Here is a 13,464-nt window from a genome sequence, read left to right as displayed (position 1 = left end):
CATCCTTTAGGACCCTTTTCTCACCCAGAACTTCAGCACATGTCCTTCATCCGTCTGCGTGATCAATTCATGTCCGCTTGACTTCGCCCATGCTGCTAAGTCAGCTTTAGCCCCTTTATCTGTTGCATGTATTTCTAACACTTGACCCTCCGTCAAGTCATTCATTTTTTTCTTCGTCCGAATAATCGGCATTGGGCATGCAAGCCCTGTGACGTTTAATATTTGATCTGATGTCATTTGATTGTTCCTCTCTTCTTATTTTATTGGACATTACCGAATCGCACAACGGTTTGGACCAATTTCCATTTCACGCTGCGCTTCATCATCTGGACTCAGCTTCCCCATATTGGTTTGACGAATGTCTTGATAGGCGTTTGGCTGTGCAGGCAGATTCTTCGTGACCATTTGTCTAAATACGTCATCATCTTCAATATTCAGTCCATGATTTTCTTCAAATAGGACGCCTAGCTCCTTCCAAACGCTTCCGTCTTCATTGACTTCATCCATGACCATGAAATGCGCTGGTAGCACAATCAATTCTTTCGAAAGTGCTCCATATCGGTCATAAAGTGTTTCTCTCAAATCACCTACCCAGTCCTCCGCCATTCCAGCGAGGTCAGGTCTTCCAATCGAATCCACGAACAAAATATCACCTGAAAGAAGATATTGATGATCCACGATAAAGGATGTTGACCCAATCGTATGCCCCGGTGAGTAAAGGGGATGAATGTCAATGGTAGCCGCTCCAATCGTTATGCGCTGCCCTTCTTCAAGTCGGTGATATTCAAAGATCACTTCTTCTGCATCTTTTGGCGGCAACCAGTAGCTAGCACCAGTCTGTTCAGCCAGCTTCTTCCCGCCAGAAATATGATCTGCATGAAGATGAGTATCCAACACTTGGGTTATAGAGACATGATGCTTTTTAGAAAAACGGGTATAGACATCCGTCATTCTAGCTGCATCTACAATTGCGGCTTCTCCATTCGACATGATCATATAAGACAAACATCCCTTGCCCATCCGCACAAATTGATACAGCTCTCCACCGCCGCTTAAATCACCGATCTTCACTGGCTCTAGATGCTCACTCCACGCCTTCATGCCACCTTCTAAATAATGGACCGTTCTACCCGCCTCTGACAGCATCTCCGCGATCATAATAGAGGAGCCTTCCTTGGCACAAACCACCAACACTTCACGATCATGAGGAATGTCATGCAAAATGCCCTCTACTCCTTCAAGGAGATCAAAATAAGGCACATTCATATGAGCAATTGCTTCCCCTTCAATCTTCCAATCCTGCACATCCGCTTGATTTCGCACATCTAGCAAAAAGAGCGGTTCCTTGCTCACGATCTTTTTTGTTAACTGCTCTGCTGTCATCGCTTTTACTGTCATGTTTCATTCAGCTCCTATTTTTCAATCGCTCCTGTCCAGCTATTCATGCCTGGCACGATATTCATCAATTGATGAAATCCTTTTTCTTTTAACTTTTGCGCAGCTAATTCACTTCTTCTGCCTGAATGACAGATCAGGTAAATGTCCGTCTCCCGGCTCAATTCCTCCGCACGTTGTTCCACCTCACCAAGGGGAATATGAACAGCTCCTGGAATATGCCCCGCCTCGTATTCATCCAGCTCTCGCACATCTAAAATAAACAAAGATGGATCTTCTTTTACTTTCTGTTGAAAAGTCTCCAAAGACATTTCCGAAATCATGGACTTCCCTTCTTTCTCTTGTTCTCCGCCCTTACGAATCAAATGATGAAGCACCTGGCCTTCTACTTTTGTCCCTAAAAATTCGTGACCGGCACTTTTTGACCATGCCGCTAGATCCGCTGCTGATCCTTTATCAGTGGCTTGCACTTCCAGTACGTCTCCTGGTAAAAGCTCATTCATTTGTTTTTTTGTTTTCACAATCGGCATCGGGCATGCCAGTCCTTTTGCATCTAAAATGACAGTTGGTTGCTGCACGTGACGTCCTCCTTTATATAGGGGTGGGGGTATATTTTGTTGCGCATTTAATACCAAGCATTCATGCCACCCTTGATGTTTGTAATCTGAGTAAATCCTTGCTTCTTTAATATTTTCGCTGCCTGCATACTTCTCATCCCGCTTTGACATATCACATAAACCTCTTCATTTTTCTCAAGCTGATTAGCTCGATTCTTCAAATGAGGCAACGGGATGTTTTGAAAGCCTTTGATATGATTTGTTTGAAATTCACTAGGAGAACGCACATCAATGAGCTGTTGACCTCTGCTTTTCAGCTTCTTTTTCATATGAGCTGCATTCATTTGCTTCACACCTCGAACCGGCAGAAAGCGGCTCACGAGTAATCCAATTACGATGATGAGTAAAATCGTCTGCACCATCCTGCTTCACCTCACTAGATAAATAAATTCACACGTCCGATTTCAGCCTCTGCTAAATATGCCGCTACACCAGCATATTGAATGTCATCTAATAATTCTTTCTCCTGTAATCCTAAAAGATCCATCGTCATTGTACATGCCACGAGGTTAATATCCTGCTCCTTCGCCATCTCAATAAGCTGAGGCAATGTCATGGCGTTGTGCTTTTTGATCACATGCTTGATCATTTTCGGCCCCATTCCTGCAAAGTTCATCTTGGACAGCCCCATACGATCAGCACCACGCGGCATCATTTTGCCGAACATTTTTTCTAAAAATCCTTTTTTCATCGGTACCATCTCATCCTTACGTAAGGCGTTCAACCCCCAAAACGTATGGAAAATGGTCACCTCATGATCATAGGCTGCTGCACCATTAGCAATAATGTAAGCCGCCATCGCTTTATCATAATCTCCACTAAATAACACAATCGTCGTGCGTTTTTTCTGTTCTTCCATTCTGCTCCTCCTTCAACAATTACCTATGGGGGTATATAGAAAATAAAAATATATACACATACCGGTAAGGGTATATTACATCAAGTAAAAAAATCCGTCAACCTCCAAAGGCTGAGGAATTTCTTACCGGCTTTTCACCAATAGCTCAACTGCCTCTTTCACAAGACCCTCCGTATCCTTGCCTTGTTCAAGACTTTCACGAACACATTGCTCAAGATTTGTACTCACAATCACACCCATTGCCCGATCAATGGCATTACGTGATGCAGACAGCTGTGTGACCACCTCACGGCAATCCTTGCCCTGCTCCATCATCGCAAGAACCCCTTTAATCTGCCCTTCAATCCGGCGAAGACGATTCTTCATCTGCTGATTATATTCCATGAATAAGCACTCCTTTCTATTCTTTCTATGACAAATAGTATACCCTAAGAGGTATTTAGTCAAACGACTTGCCCTTCTTTTTATGTTGAAGAAAAGAGGATACACATATGACTTTACATCACTATATTGGTGCTAATGAAGAGCTGCCGCTTGGCACCTATGAAAAAGCCTAACTATCATCACTGAAAAACCCCCTACCCCCTTTGGCTATCCTGATGCAAAAATTAAATAACAGAACACAAGCATGTCTATATACCCATTTCAGTTTAAACAGCCTATATTTCAATTGTTAGAAGTTAAAAAAGTTTCTCAACTAAATTCATTAAATTACCAAATAACAATTCCGAGAAAATTATAGGAAAAAAGAGGGTCTGGGTAATTTATGTCGAATACTGTTTAAAAATGTATTTGAATATTAGAGGTGAAGGTGTTTTTTAATGCAGCCCAACAGAAAAAAACTTACAGATAATCAAAATGCAATCCTTTTATCTGAAGTGGAAAATATGTGTCCACTTTGCGCAAAATCACTTATGTATGAGAAAAATGGAAGAAATAAAAAGTTATTTGAAGGTGCTCACATATATCCATTAAATCCTTCAACAGAAGAGATTGAGTTATTAAAAAATGAAGAAAGATTACATAAAGATGTAAATAATTTGAGTAATATAATTGCATTATGTGGAGATTGTCATAAAAAATTCGACAACCCGAGGACTGTTGAAGAATATAGAAAAGTATTAAGTATTAAGAAAAACATATTGATAAAGAATTTAACAAGAGAAAAGTATCATGATTATCAAATTGAAACAGAAATAAAACAGGTTATTAAATTACTTATTGAGGGTGAATTTAACCAAGTACCGATTAATACTTTAAGTTTGACCGCTTTAAAACTTGACCAGAAAGCAGATAAAACGCTAACTGGTATTACTACTCGAAAAATCAGGAACGAAATAACTGATTATTATTTATATATACAACAGCAATTTAAACTATTAGATAAACAGTATCCAAATTCTTTTGATTTAATAGCAACTCAAATCAAATCTTTTTATTTAATTATTAGCCGTTCAGAGACTTCTCAGGAAGTGATTTATGAACAACTTACTGAATGGCTATCTAAGAAAACTGAAAATAGCTCATTAGGTGCTTGCAGCATAATAATTTCCTTTTTCATTCAGAATTGTGAGGTGTTTTAGTGATTGTTCCAAATAAGATTATAAGTTTAAATGAGTCTATTATTGGTAAGATGATTTTTATACTTGAACACATAACTGAACAAAAATATTTGACTATAGAGGACTTATTCAGAAATACTAGAAGCCACTTTGAAGAAATAGATGAATTCATTTTATCACTTGATGTGCTATACCTACTTGATGCCATAGAAGTAGAATTTAGTAGAGGAGAGGCTACCTATGTTAGTGGAGATCAGAAGTAGAATATTTAAAGAAAAAATAATAAAGTTTCATCAAGGTTTAAATGTTGTACTAGGAGATAACCAAGGAGCTAATTCAATTGGTAAGTCAACTCTACTGATGATATTAGATTTTATTTTTGGTGGTAATACTTATATATCACATAATAAAGATTTTATTAATAAATTTGGTGATCATGATTTTGAAGCTACTTTTAAGTTTAAAGAAACTGCATTTTATTTTATTAGAAGTACGAAAGATCCTAACATAGTCTTTGAAAGCAATCAAAATTTTGAAAAACTAGTTCCCATAAAATTAGATAATTATAGAGAATTTTTAAAAGAAAGCTATAATCTAGAGTCCGGACAAATAAAGTTTAGAAGTGCAGTAAGCACTTTTTCTAGAGTATGGGGGAAAAATAACTATGACGTTAGAAGACCACTCCACAATCATCATTCCGAAAAAAATATTGAGACAGTAATCAAATTAATAAAACTATTTAACGAATACGATAAAATAGCTGAACAAGATAAAGAACTATCAAAGTTAGACGAATCAAAGAAAATTTTAAATAAAGCAGGGAAATTAGATTTAATACCCAAAATATCAAAAAGAAAATATGAAAAAAACTTAAAAGAAATTAATTTTCTTAAAGAAAAAATTGAGAAATTAAGTAAAAATGCATATAGCCCTTTTATTAACCTTTCTGAAATTGTCTCTGATGAATTAGTTCAATTAAAGGTTCAGAAGAAAAAGCTCTTAGAAGAACAGGATTACTACAGATCCAGATTACATAGAACTTCAAAAAAAAGAGAACTATCAGCATCCATTGATTTTGAGAATCTCTTGGAATTTTTCCCTAAGATAAATATGAAAAAATTGGAATCTATTGAAGATTTTCACAACGGGATTAATTCTATTTTAAGTAAGGAGCTGAGAAACGCTAGAAAGGAAATTAAAGAAAAGCTAAAATTATTAAGTGATGAAATTATCGAAATAAATCAAAAGATGGAGGCAATTCTCAGTCAAACTGAGGAATCTACTTTGTTTATGGATCAAGTAATCGAGTATTCTTCAGAATTAAAGAATCTCCAATCAGAAAATGATCATTATAATAATTTTCAAGAAATACGCACAAGCATTGTTGCTAAAACTACGCTACTTAATGAAATTAAGGAAAAGATAGTTACTAGACTTACAGATGATATTAATGTTCAATTAACAGAAATAAATAATTTCATTTATGAAAACAAAAGAACAGCGCCCGAAATAGAACTTAACTATAGTAACTATGATTATAAATTTTTTGAAAATACTGGAACAGGCAAAGCATATACAAACCTAATCATTTTCGATTTAGCAATTTTACGTTTGACCGCATTACCTTTTATTATACACGATTCTGTTCTCTTTAAAAATATTGAGAAAGAAGTTGTTGAGCGTTTAATTTATTTTTATAACTCAATGTCAAAACAAGTGTTTATAGCAATTGATTTTATAAATATATATAATCAAAAAACTCAAGATATAATAAAAATTAATACAGTAATTCACCTTACACAACATAATCTATTAACTCAAATAGATTGGAGAAATAGAGACAAATAAACATATTATCATTAAAATTAAGGTTACTATATAAAATATGTTTGAGATTAGTTTTTAACAATTTATGTTTAAGGGTTTTTCTCATTATACATTTTTAATTAAAGCATATCTTAAAGGATATGCTTTTTTAAATCAGTAAATAAAACAAATTCGAAATTTCAGCTACGTTAGGAAATAGATGTTAAAATTCATAATAATTTTACTAATTCAAAGCAGGTGATTCCTTGGCAGAGAACAAATTGATTAATGAAAAATCTCCTTACTTACTTCAACACGTGCATAACCCAGTTGACTGGTATCCATGGGGAAAAGAGGCATTTTATAAAGCAAAGAAAGAGAACAAACCTATATTGGTCAGCATCGGTTACGCCACTTGTCACTGGTGCCACGTCATGGCACACGAAAGCTTCGAAGATCAGCAAGTCGCTGACATCTTAAATGAGCATTTCATTTCGATCAAAGTCGATCGTGAGGAGCGTCCAGATATCGACTCGATGTATATGTCTGTTTGTCAGATGATGACGGGGCAAGGCGGCTGGCCGCTCAATGTGTTTGTCACGCCTGATCAAAAGCCTTTTTATGCGGGGACGTATTTTCCAAAGAGAAGTGCTTACGGGCGTCCTGGCTTCATCGAGGCACTGACACAGTTGCTGGACGCATATCACAACGACCGCGATCATATCGAATCATTGGCAGAGAAGGCGACAAATAATCTGCGAATCAAAGCAGCAGGGCAGACAGAAAGTACGCTCACTCAAGAGGCGATCCACAAAGCCTATTATCAGCTCATGAGCAGCTTTGATACGCTGCACGGCGGATTTGGCTCCGCGCCAAAATTCCCTGCACCTCATATGCTTTCATTCTTGATGCGCTATTATGAATGGACTGGGCAGGAAAATGCGCTATATGCAGTCACGAAAACGTTAGATGGAATCGCAAATGGCGGTATATACGACCATGTCGCTTCAGGTTTTTCTCGTTATTCAACAGACGAAAAATGGCTTGTGCCGCATTTTGAAAAGATGCTGTATGATAACGCCTTGCTCATGGAGGCTTACACAGAAGCGTATCAGCTCACTCAACAACCTACATATGAAAAGCTTGTCCACCGCCTGATTCACTTTATCAAGCGAGATATGATGAATCCGGATGGCTCCTTTTATTCAGCCATAGATGCAGATTCTGAGGGAAAAGAAGGACAATATTATGTCTGGTCAAAAGATGAGATCATGACTCATTTAGGCGAGGACCTCGGCGCATTATTCTGCGCTGTCTACCACATCACAGATGAGGGGAACTTTGAAGGGGCGAACATCCCTCATACCATTTCCACCTCTTTTGATGACATCAAAGCCTCTTTTTCGATTGATGACCATACGCTTCAATCTAAGCTGCAAGAGGCCCGGCACATTTTACAATCTGTCAGACAGCAGCGACCCGCACCGCTTGTCGATGACAAGGTACTCACATCATGGAATGCACTGATGATCTCATCTCTCGCCAAAGCAGGAAGGGTATTTGGTGCAGAGGAAGCCATCGGCATGGCGAAACAGGCGATGTCTTTTCTAGAAACACACCTCGTCCAACATGATCGTCTCATGGTTCGATATAGAGAAGGTGACGTAAAGCATCTAGGCTTTATCGAGGATTATGCGCATATGCTAAAAGCGTATATGTCTTTATACGAAGCGACCTTTGAATTAGCATGGCTGGAAAAAGCGACAGCCATTGCCGAGAACATGTTTGAGCTGTTTTGGGACAAGGAAAAAGGGGGCTTTTTCTTCTCAGGATCAGATGCTGAAGCGCTCATCGTTCGAGAAAAAGAAGTGTACGACGGCGCCATGCCTTCTGGCAACAGCACCGCACTCAAGCACCTTCTCATACTAAGCAGACTGACCGGACGTCAGGATTGGCTGGACACATTAGAGCAGATGTTCAAAGCCTTTTATGTCGATGTCTCTTCCTATCCAAGCGGGCACACAGCATTTCTGCAAGGGCTCCTCGGTCAATATGCAACGAAAAGAGAAATCATCATTCTCGGGAAAAACGGCGATCCTCAAAAAGAACAGCTTTTACAGGCGCTTCAAAAACGCTTCATGCCATTTGATATCATATTGACTGCCGAAACAGGGGAGGAATTAGCGAAACTTGCGCCCTTTACAAAAGATTACAAAACGATCGATGGCAAAACCACCGTGTATATTTGTGAAAACTACAGCTGCCGCCAGCCAATCACCAATATCGACGAAGCGATGGAACAATTATTCCACGATTGAGTTTGTCATGAGATGACTATGAGAAGACAAAATGAGGACAAACAGATAAAAAACATGTCAATCCGCTAACAAATTGTCTGTACGGTTTTATTTTTCCTAAAAAACGGTTAGAATGCGCACTAGATGTTCTCATACCGAAGGGAGAGAAAATGATGAAAAAGGTATCATACACACTCATCGCTTGTTTGTTATCTGTTGGGCTTGCAGCCTGCTCGTCAAACGATGCCAAACAAGATAAGCAAAACGATTCAGCCAAAAGCAAGGAAACAACACAGGCTGACCAAAAAGAACAGCAAAAGCAAATGGAAGAGATGCAAAAGAAATTAGACGCACAAAAAATCGATGATCAAAAGGTCGTTGCGACCGTCAACCAAGACAAAATCACAGGTAATGAATATAATAGTGCTCTATCAACCATTCAAGGACAGCTTCAGCAATCTGGGCAAGACCCAACATCTAAAGAAGGCGCAAAAGCAGTTAAGAAACAAACCATTGATGCGCTCGTAGGTCAAGAGCTGATCCTGCAAGATGCTGAGAAGAAGGGCATCAAAGCCTCTGACAAAGAGGTAGATAAACAGCTAAAAGAAGAAAAGAAACAATTCAAAGACAACGCTCAATTTGAAGAAGCCCTTAAGAAAAGCGGACTCACCATGGATCAGCTGAAAAGTGACATTGCCGACAGCATCAAATACAGCCAGTATGTCGACAAAGAAATCAAATCAGCGTCCGTCTCTGAAAAGGATGTCAAAGCGTACTATGATCAATACGCTGATGAAATGAAAAAACAAAAGCAAAAAGCGCCAGAGTACAAAGAGGTTAAATCACAAATTAAAAAACAGCTAGAATCTCAAGAAAAGCAGAAAGAAGTTCAAAAAGAAATTGAAAAACTAAAGAAATCTGCGAAAATTAACGTGTCTCTGTAACAGCTAAGAAAAAATCCGCCATTGTGCGGATTTTTTTGTTACTTGATGAACTGTTTTTCCAAAATTATGACAAAAGCCTCATCATAAACGTCTCTTCCTTCCGATATGATGGGAGTACAAAAGAAAGCGTTATCAATTCTATTGTCTCTTAAAAAGTACAAGATCAAACGCCAATCTCGTACTTTTGCTTCAGTTAATCGGACAACGACAAGAGGAGGATCTTTATGTTCAAATGGTTTAAACCCGCTCCGCATATCGACAGGCTCGATGATGCCAAAACAGATGAGACGTATAAGCGGCTGCGGCTGCAAGTCTTTTTAGGCATCTTTATCGGGTATGCGGGCTACTATTTGCTACGAAAAAATTTCGCTTTTGCTATTCCTTATCTACAGGAAGAAGGGTTCACGAAAAGTGAATTAGGCTTTGTACTCGCAGCTGTCTCCATCGCTTATGGCTTTAGTAAATTCATCATGGGGATGATCTCAGACCGCTGTAACCCAAGATACTTTTTAGCCACTGGACTCTTTCTATCAGCCCTTATCAATATCTTATTTGTCTCATTTCCATGGGTGACGTCAAGTGTATGGATCATGTTCTTATTCATGTTTTTAAACGGCTGGTTCCAAGGCATGGGGTGGCCGCCATGCGGACGGACGATGGCGCATTGGTTTTCGGTTAGTGAACGTGGAACGAAAATGTCCATTTGGAACGTCGCTCACAATATTGGCGGGGGAATTCTTGCACCGCTCATCACCTTAGGGATTGTGCTGTTTGCGACGTGGAAAAGCATCTTTTTCTTCCCTGCCATCATTGCCATTATCGTCTCCTTCGTGATCATTCTTCTCGTCCGGGATACCCCGCAATCCGCTGGTCTTCCGCCAATCGAGGAATATCGCAATGACTATCCGGCACAGCAGTATGAAGATCAAGAAAAAGAATTAACAGTGAAAGAGATTTTATTTAAGTATGTACTCAACAATAAATTCCTTTGGTATATCGCCATTGCCAACGTCTTTGTGTACTTCGTCCGTTACGGTGTCGTGGACTGGGCGCCGACCTACTTAACAGAAGCAAAGGGCTTTTCACCAGAGCATTCACGCTGGTCATATTTTCTTTATGAATATGCAGGCATTCCCGGCACATTATTGTGCGGCTGGATCAGCGACCGCTTCTTTAGAAGCCGCCGTGCACCAGCAGGCGTCCTCTTTATGGCTGGGGTGTTAATTGCGGTGCTTGTTTACTGGTTAAACCCTGCTGGCAATCCAATGGTCGATAACATTGCCCTCATCAGCATCGGCTTTTTAATTTACGGACCTGTCATGCTCATTGGACTTCAAGCCATTGATCTCGCTCCCAAAAAAGCCGCTGGCACTGCTGCCGGCCTGACAGGATTCTTCGGCTATATTGGCGGCTCTGCTTTTGCCAATGCCATGATGGGTGTCGTCGTGGATCATTACGACTGGACAGGGGGCTTCATTTTATTGGTTGGTTCTTGTGTGCTTGCCATTGTCTTCCTAGCGATGACTTGGAATACAGGGAAGCGCGTAGAGCAAGCTTAATGAAAATCACATAAAAGAATCATATCCGCCCAACATGCCCTTTACATCTATTTCTTATGATGGAGGCAGTTACCGTAAAAGGAGGATAAAATATGAAGAAAAGTAGATTACTTGCTTTCGTGTTGCTCTCTTTTGCTTTACTGTCTATTGCGTGGGTGCCGGCCACCGTATCAGCACATGAACATCTTTTATCTCCAGATCGTATTCTAACCGTTGCACATCGCGGAGCATCAGGGTATGCACCAGAGCATACCCTGGCTTCTTACAAACTCGCCACAAAGATGAATGCGGATTACCTCGAACTCGACCTTCAAATGACAAAGGATGGACATCTCATCGTCATGCATGATGAAACCGTTGACCGCACCACAAACGGAACGGGCTGGGTCAAAGACCTCACACTTGCCGAAATCAAACAGCTTGATGCCGGTACTTGGTTTAATGAAGTCAATCCCGACAGACAAAATGCCAACTATATCGGACAGCGGGTCCTCACATTAGATGAAGTGCTGCGCTATTTCGGCAAACGAGAAAATTATTATATTGAAACAAAAAAACCAGACATCTATCCGCAAATGGAAGAAAAGCTATTGGCGACCCTAAAAAAACATCACCTCCTCGGGAAACACACAAGAAAAGGGCAGGTCATTATCCAATCCTTTAGTCAAGACAGCCTGCTAAAGCTACAGACATTAGCTCCACGCCTTCCAAAAGTACAGCTTTTAGACAGAACACAAATGACGTCCATCACAGATGATCAGCTCGATTTCATCAAATCTTATGCAGTGGGTGTCGGACCGAATTTTAGAGCATTGACACTTGAAAACGTACAACAGGTCAAAAGCCACGGACTCCTCCTCCACCCATATACGGTCAACAATGAAGCCGACATGACCCGTTTACTGCAATACGGCGTCACCGGTCTTTTCACCAACTTTCCAGATGTCTTTAACCGTGTAAAAGCTTCACTCTAAACAAAAAAAGCCTTGCGGTCCATCCCGCAAGGCCTTTGATTATTTTACCGTTTGATCAGAAGAAGCTGTTTCGATCGGCTTCCGTTTCCCGATCCCAAAGACATAAAAGCTAAGCGCTACTACAATTAAGAACCCAATTGCCACAATCAGAGAAATACGCGTATCCTGATTAATGAGCATAAATACAAGCACCATTAGTAAGAAACCAATTGTAAGATAATTAGAAAACGGAGCTAGCGGCATTTTGAATGGATGCTGATCAAGTGCAGATCCCTTCGCCTTTCTAAAGCCGATATGACTAATCAAAATCACAAACCATGGCACCATACCAGGAAGTACACTCGCACTATACACATAGACGAAAATGTTTGGTGGCGCAACATAATTGAGGACAACTCCTACCGCTAGACCAATCAGCACAGCGAATGTCCCAAAATACGGCACACCATTCTTCGAAATTTTGGTGAAGAAAGCAGGCGCCTGTCCATTCACACCTAATGTATAAAGCATACGTCCCGCACTGAAAATCCCACTATTACAGCCGGACATCGCTGCTGTAATGACGACAAAGTTAATAATACCAGCGGCTGCTGTAATCCCAATTTTCGCAAACGTCGCCACAAATGGACTGCCAAGGGTATTCAGCTGATCCCAAGGATACACTGTCACAATGACAAAGATCGCACCGATATAGAAAATCAAAATACGCCAGATGATACTTTTGATGGCATTGGTCAGCGTCTTTTCTGGATTTTGCGCTTCACCTGCTGTAATCCCAATTAGCTCTACACCCTGATAGGCAGCAATGACGAGCGACAACGCAAACAAGAATCCGGTAAATCCACCTGTAAAGAACCCGCCGTGTGCCCACAAATTAGACAATCCAATAGGCGTCCCGCCATTTCCAAATCCAAAGAAAATAATGCCTAGACCTGCAATGATCATCAAAATAATCGTCACAATCTTGATCATTGCAAACCAAAATTCGAACTCACCGAACGATTTAACCGAAATTAAATTAGCCGCTCCCAAAATAATCATCGCAATTAATCCTGGAATCCACGCTGGCAGCTCCGGAAACCAATATTTCATATAAGCGCCTACGGCAATAATTTCCGACATCCCGACAATGACCCACTGGAACCAGTTACTCCAAGCTGTCATATACCCCGCAAGCGGATGAATATATTGATGACCAAATGTAGCAAATGAACCTGTACTCGGTTCAACGTACAACATTTCTCCCATCGCACGCATAATAAAAAAGATAAAGATACCACATACTGCGTACGCGAGAAGAACCGATGGACCTGTCCATTGAATGGCCTTGGCTGACCCCATAAATAAGCCAACACCAATCGTGCCGCCAAGTGCGATCATTTGAATATGGCGGGCACTTAACCCTCTCTTTAATTCCTTTTGAGCCACTTTTCTTCCCCCTCATCAACAAA

At 40.1% G+C, this 13,464-nt stretch carries 14 protein-coding genes and 1 pseudogene; 8 read left to right on the top strand and 7 right to left on the bottom strand.

What is annotated here, in order from left to right; all coding sequences use genetic code 11:
• Positions 1 to 6 precede the first annotated feature (6 nt).
• From MHH54_RS01290 to MHH54_RS01265, 6 genes are all read right to left on the bottom strand, one after another.
• Positions 7 to 237 carry a sulfurtransferase TusA family protein gene (locus MHH54_RS01290; protein ID WP_342500583.1) on the bottom strand — a complete coding sequence of 77 codons (231 nt, stop codon included), beginning with the start codon at positions 235 to 237 and terminating at the stop codon, positions 7 to 9.
• Between the two features lie 33 nt (positions 238 to 270).
• A complete protein-coding gene (locus MHH54_RS01285) occupies positions 271 to 1,398 on the bottom strand; it encodes an MBL fold metallo-hydrolase (protein WP_342500582.1) in 1,128 nt (375 codons plus the stop codon).
• Between the two features lie 14 nt (positions 1,399 to 1,412).
• Positions 1,413 to 1,973, bottom strand: a complete 561-nt coding sequence (locus tag MHH54_RS01280; RefSeq protein WP_058015183.1) for a sulfurtransferase TusA family protein — start codon at positions 1,971 to 1,973, stop codon at positions 1,413 to 1,415.
• Positions 1,974 to 2,020: 47 nt separating this feature from the next.
• Positions 2,021 to 2,374 (bottom strand): rhodanese-like domain-containing protein, encoded by a 354-nt coding sequence (locus MHH54_RS01275; RefSeq protein WP_268492518.1) that lies wholly within the window; start codon positions 2,372 to 2,374, stop codon positions 2,021 to 2,023.
• A 14-nt stretch (positions 2,375 to 2,388) separates the two neighbouring features.
• Positions 2,389 to 2,871 (bottom strand): DsrE/DsrF/DrsH-like family protein, encoded by a 483-nt coding sequence (locus MHH54_RS01270; protein ID WP_003216959.1) that lies wholly within the window; start codon positions 2,869 to 2,871, stop codon positions 2,389 to 2,391.
• A 123-nt stretch (positions 2,872 to 2,994) separates the two neighbouring features.
• Complete coding sequence (locus tag MHH54_RS01265; protein WP_003217059.1) at positions 2,995 to 3,255, bottom strand: metal-sensitive transcriptional regulator; 261 nt, start codon at positions 3,253 to 3,255, stop codon at positions 2,995 to 2,997.
• Between the two features lie 437 nt (positions 3,256 to 3,692).
• Between MHH54_RS01265 and MHH54_RS01260 the strand changes: the two genes are divergently transcribed.
• The 8 genes and pseudogenes from MHH54_RS01260 (at position 3,693) to MHH54_RS01225 (ending at position 12,013) form a co-directional block, all read left to right on the top strand.
• Entirely contained in the window at positions 3,693 to 4,454 is a 762-nt protein-coding gene (locus MHH54_RS01260; RefSeq protein WP_187704301.1) for an ABC-three component system protein, read from the top strand.
• A complete protein-coding gene (locus tag MHH54_RS01255; RefSeq protein WP_342500581.1) occupies positions 4,454 to 4,696 on the top strand; it encodes an ABC-three component system middle component 7 in 243 nt (80 codons plus the stop codon). The genes MHH54_RS01260 and MHH54_RS01255 overlap by 1 nt, the downstream gene beginning before the upstream one ends.
• Positions 4,674 to 6,281, top strand: coding sequence for a DUF2326 domain-containing protein (locus tag MHH54_RS01250; protein ID WP_342500580.1), 1,608 nt, complete (start codon positions 4,674 to 4,676; stop codon positions 6,279 to 6,281). Before MHH54_RS01255 ends, MHH54_RS01250 begins: the two co-directional genes overlap by 23 nt.
• Positions 6,282 to 6,505: 224 nt before the next feature.
• Positions 6,506 to 6,985 (top strand): annotated as a pseudogene (locus tag MHH54_RS01245) (thioredoxin domain-containing protein); the annotation flags it as partial.
• An 84-nt stretch (positions 6,986 to 7,069) separates the two neighbouring features.
• Positions 7,070 to 8,557, top strand: coding sequence for a thioredoxin domain-containing protein (locus MHH54_RS01240; RefSeq protein WP_342500904.1), 1,488 nt, complete (start codon positions 7,070 to 7,072; stop codon positions 8,555 to 8,557).
• A 152-nt stretch (positions 8,558 to 8,709) separates the two neighbouring features.
• Positions 8,710 to 9,480, top strand: a complete 771-nt coding sequence (locus MHH54_RS01235; RefSeq protein ID WP_106029691.1) for a SurA N-terminal domain-containing protein — start codon at positions 8,710 to 8,712, stop codon at positions 9,478 to 9,480.
• A gap of 224 nt (positions 9,481 to 9,704) precedes the next feature.
• Positions 9,705 to 11,039 (top strand): glycerol-3-phosphate transporter, encoded by a 1,335-nt coding sequence (gene glpT / locus MHH54_RS01230; RefSeq protein WP_050943401.1) that lies wholly within the window; start codon positions 9,705 to 9,707, stop codon positions 11,037 to 11,039.
• 92 nt (positions 11,040 to 11,131) lie between these two features.
• Positions 11,132 to 12,013 (top strand): glycerophosphodiester phosphodiesterase, encoded by an 882-nt coding sequence (locus MHH54_RS01225; protein ID WP_322000283.1) that lies wholly within the window; start codon positions 11,132 to 11,134, stop codon positions 12,011 to 12,013.
• A gap of 39 nt (positions 12,014 to 12,052) precedes the next feature.
• On the opposite strand, the gene MHH54_RS01220 is transcribed toward MHH54_RS01225, so the two are convergent.
• Positions 12,053 to 13,441, bottom strand: a complete 1,389-nt coding sequence (locus MHH54_RS01220; RefSeq protein ID WP_106032882.1) for an amino acid permease — start codon at positions 13,439 to 13,441, stop codon at positions 12,053 to 12,055.
• Positions 13,442 to 13,464 lie beyond the last annotated feature (23 nt).

This window comes from Bacillus sp. FSL K6-4563 (assembly GCF_038630405.1).
GTDB classification, from domain to species: Bacteria; Bacillota; Bacilli; order Bacillales; family Bacillaceae; genus Bacillus; species Bacillus pumilus.
This window is presented reverse-complemented; position numbering and strand designations above follow the sequence as displayed.

Excerpts from the sequence above, each read along its gene's own strand:
- MHH54_RS01275 (WP_268492518.1), bottom strand. The coding sequence starts at position 2,374 with ATGGTGCAGACGATTTTACTCATCATCGTAATTGGATTACTCGTGAGC.
- MHH54_RS01290 (WP_342500583.1), bottom strand. The coding sequence starts at position 237 with ATGACATCAGATCAAATATTAAACGTCACAGGGCTTGCATGCCCAATG.
- MHH54_RS01270 (WP_003216959.1), bottom strand. The coding sequence starts at position 2,871 with ATGGAAGAACAGAAAAAACGCACGACGATTGTGTTATTTAGTGGAGAT.
- glpT (WP_050943401.1), top strand. The coding sequence starts at position 9,705 with ATGTTCAAATGGTTTAAACCCGCTCCGCATATCGACAGGCTCGATGAT.
- MHH54_RS01265 (WP_003217059.1), bottom strand. The coding sequence starts at position 3,255 with ATGGAATATAATCAGCAGATGAAGAATCGTCTTCGCCGGATTGAAGGG.
- MHH54_RS01235 (WP_106029691.1), top strand. The coding sequence starts at position 8,710 with ATGAAAAAGGTATCATACACACTCATCGCTTGTTTGTTATCTGTTGGG.
- MHH54_RS01240 (WP_342500904.1), top strand. The coding sequence starts at position 7,070 with ATGAGCAGCTTTGATACGCTGCACGGCGGATTTGGCTCCGCGCCAAAA.
- MHH54_RS01250 (WP_342500580.1), top strand. The coding sequence starts at position 4,674 with ATGTTAGTGGAGATCAGAAGTAGAATATTTAAAGAAAAAATAATAAAG.
- MHH54_RS01225 (WP_322000283.1), top strand. The coding sequence starts at position 11,132 with ATGAAGAAAAGTAGATTACTTGCTTTCGTGTTGCTCTCTTTTGCTTTA.
- MHH54_RS01260 (WP_187704301.1), top strand. The coding sequence starts at position 3,693 with ATGCAGCCCAACAGAAAAAAACTTACAGATAATCAAAATGCAATCCTT.
- MHH54_RS01285 (WP_342500582.1), bottom strand. The coding sequence starts at position 1,398 with ATGACAGTAAAAGCGATGACAGCAGAGCAGTTAACAAAAAAGATCGTG.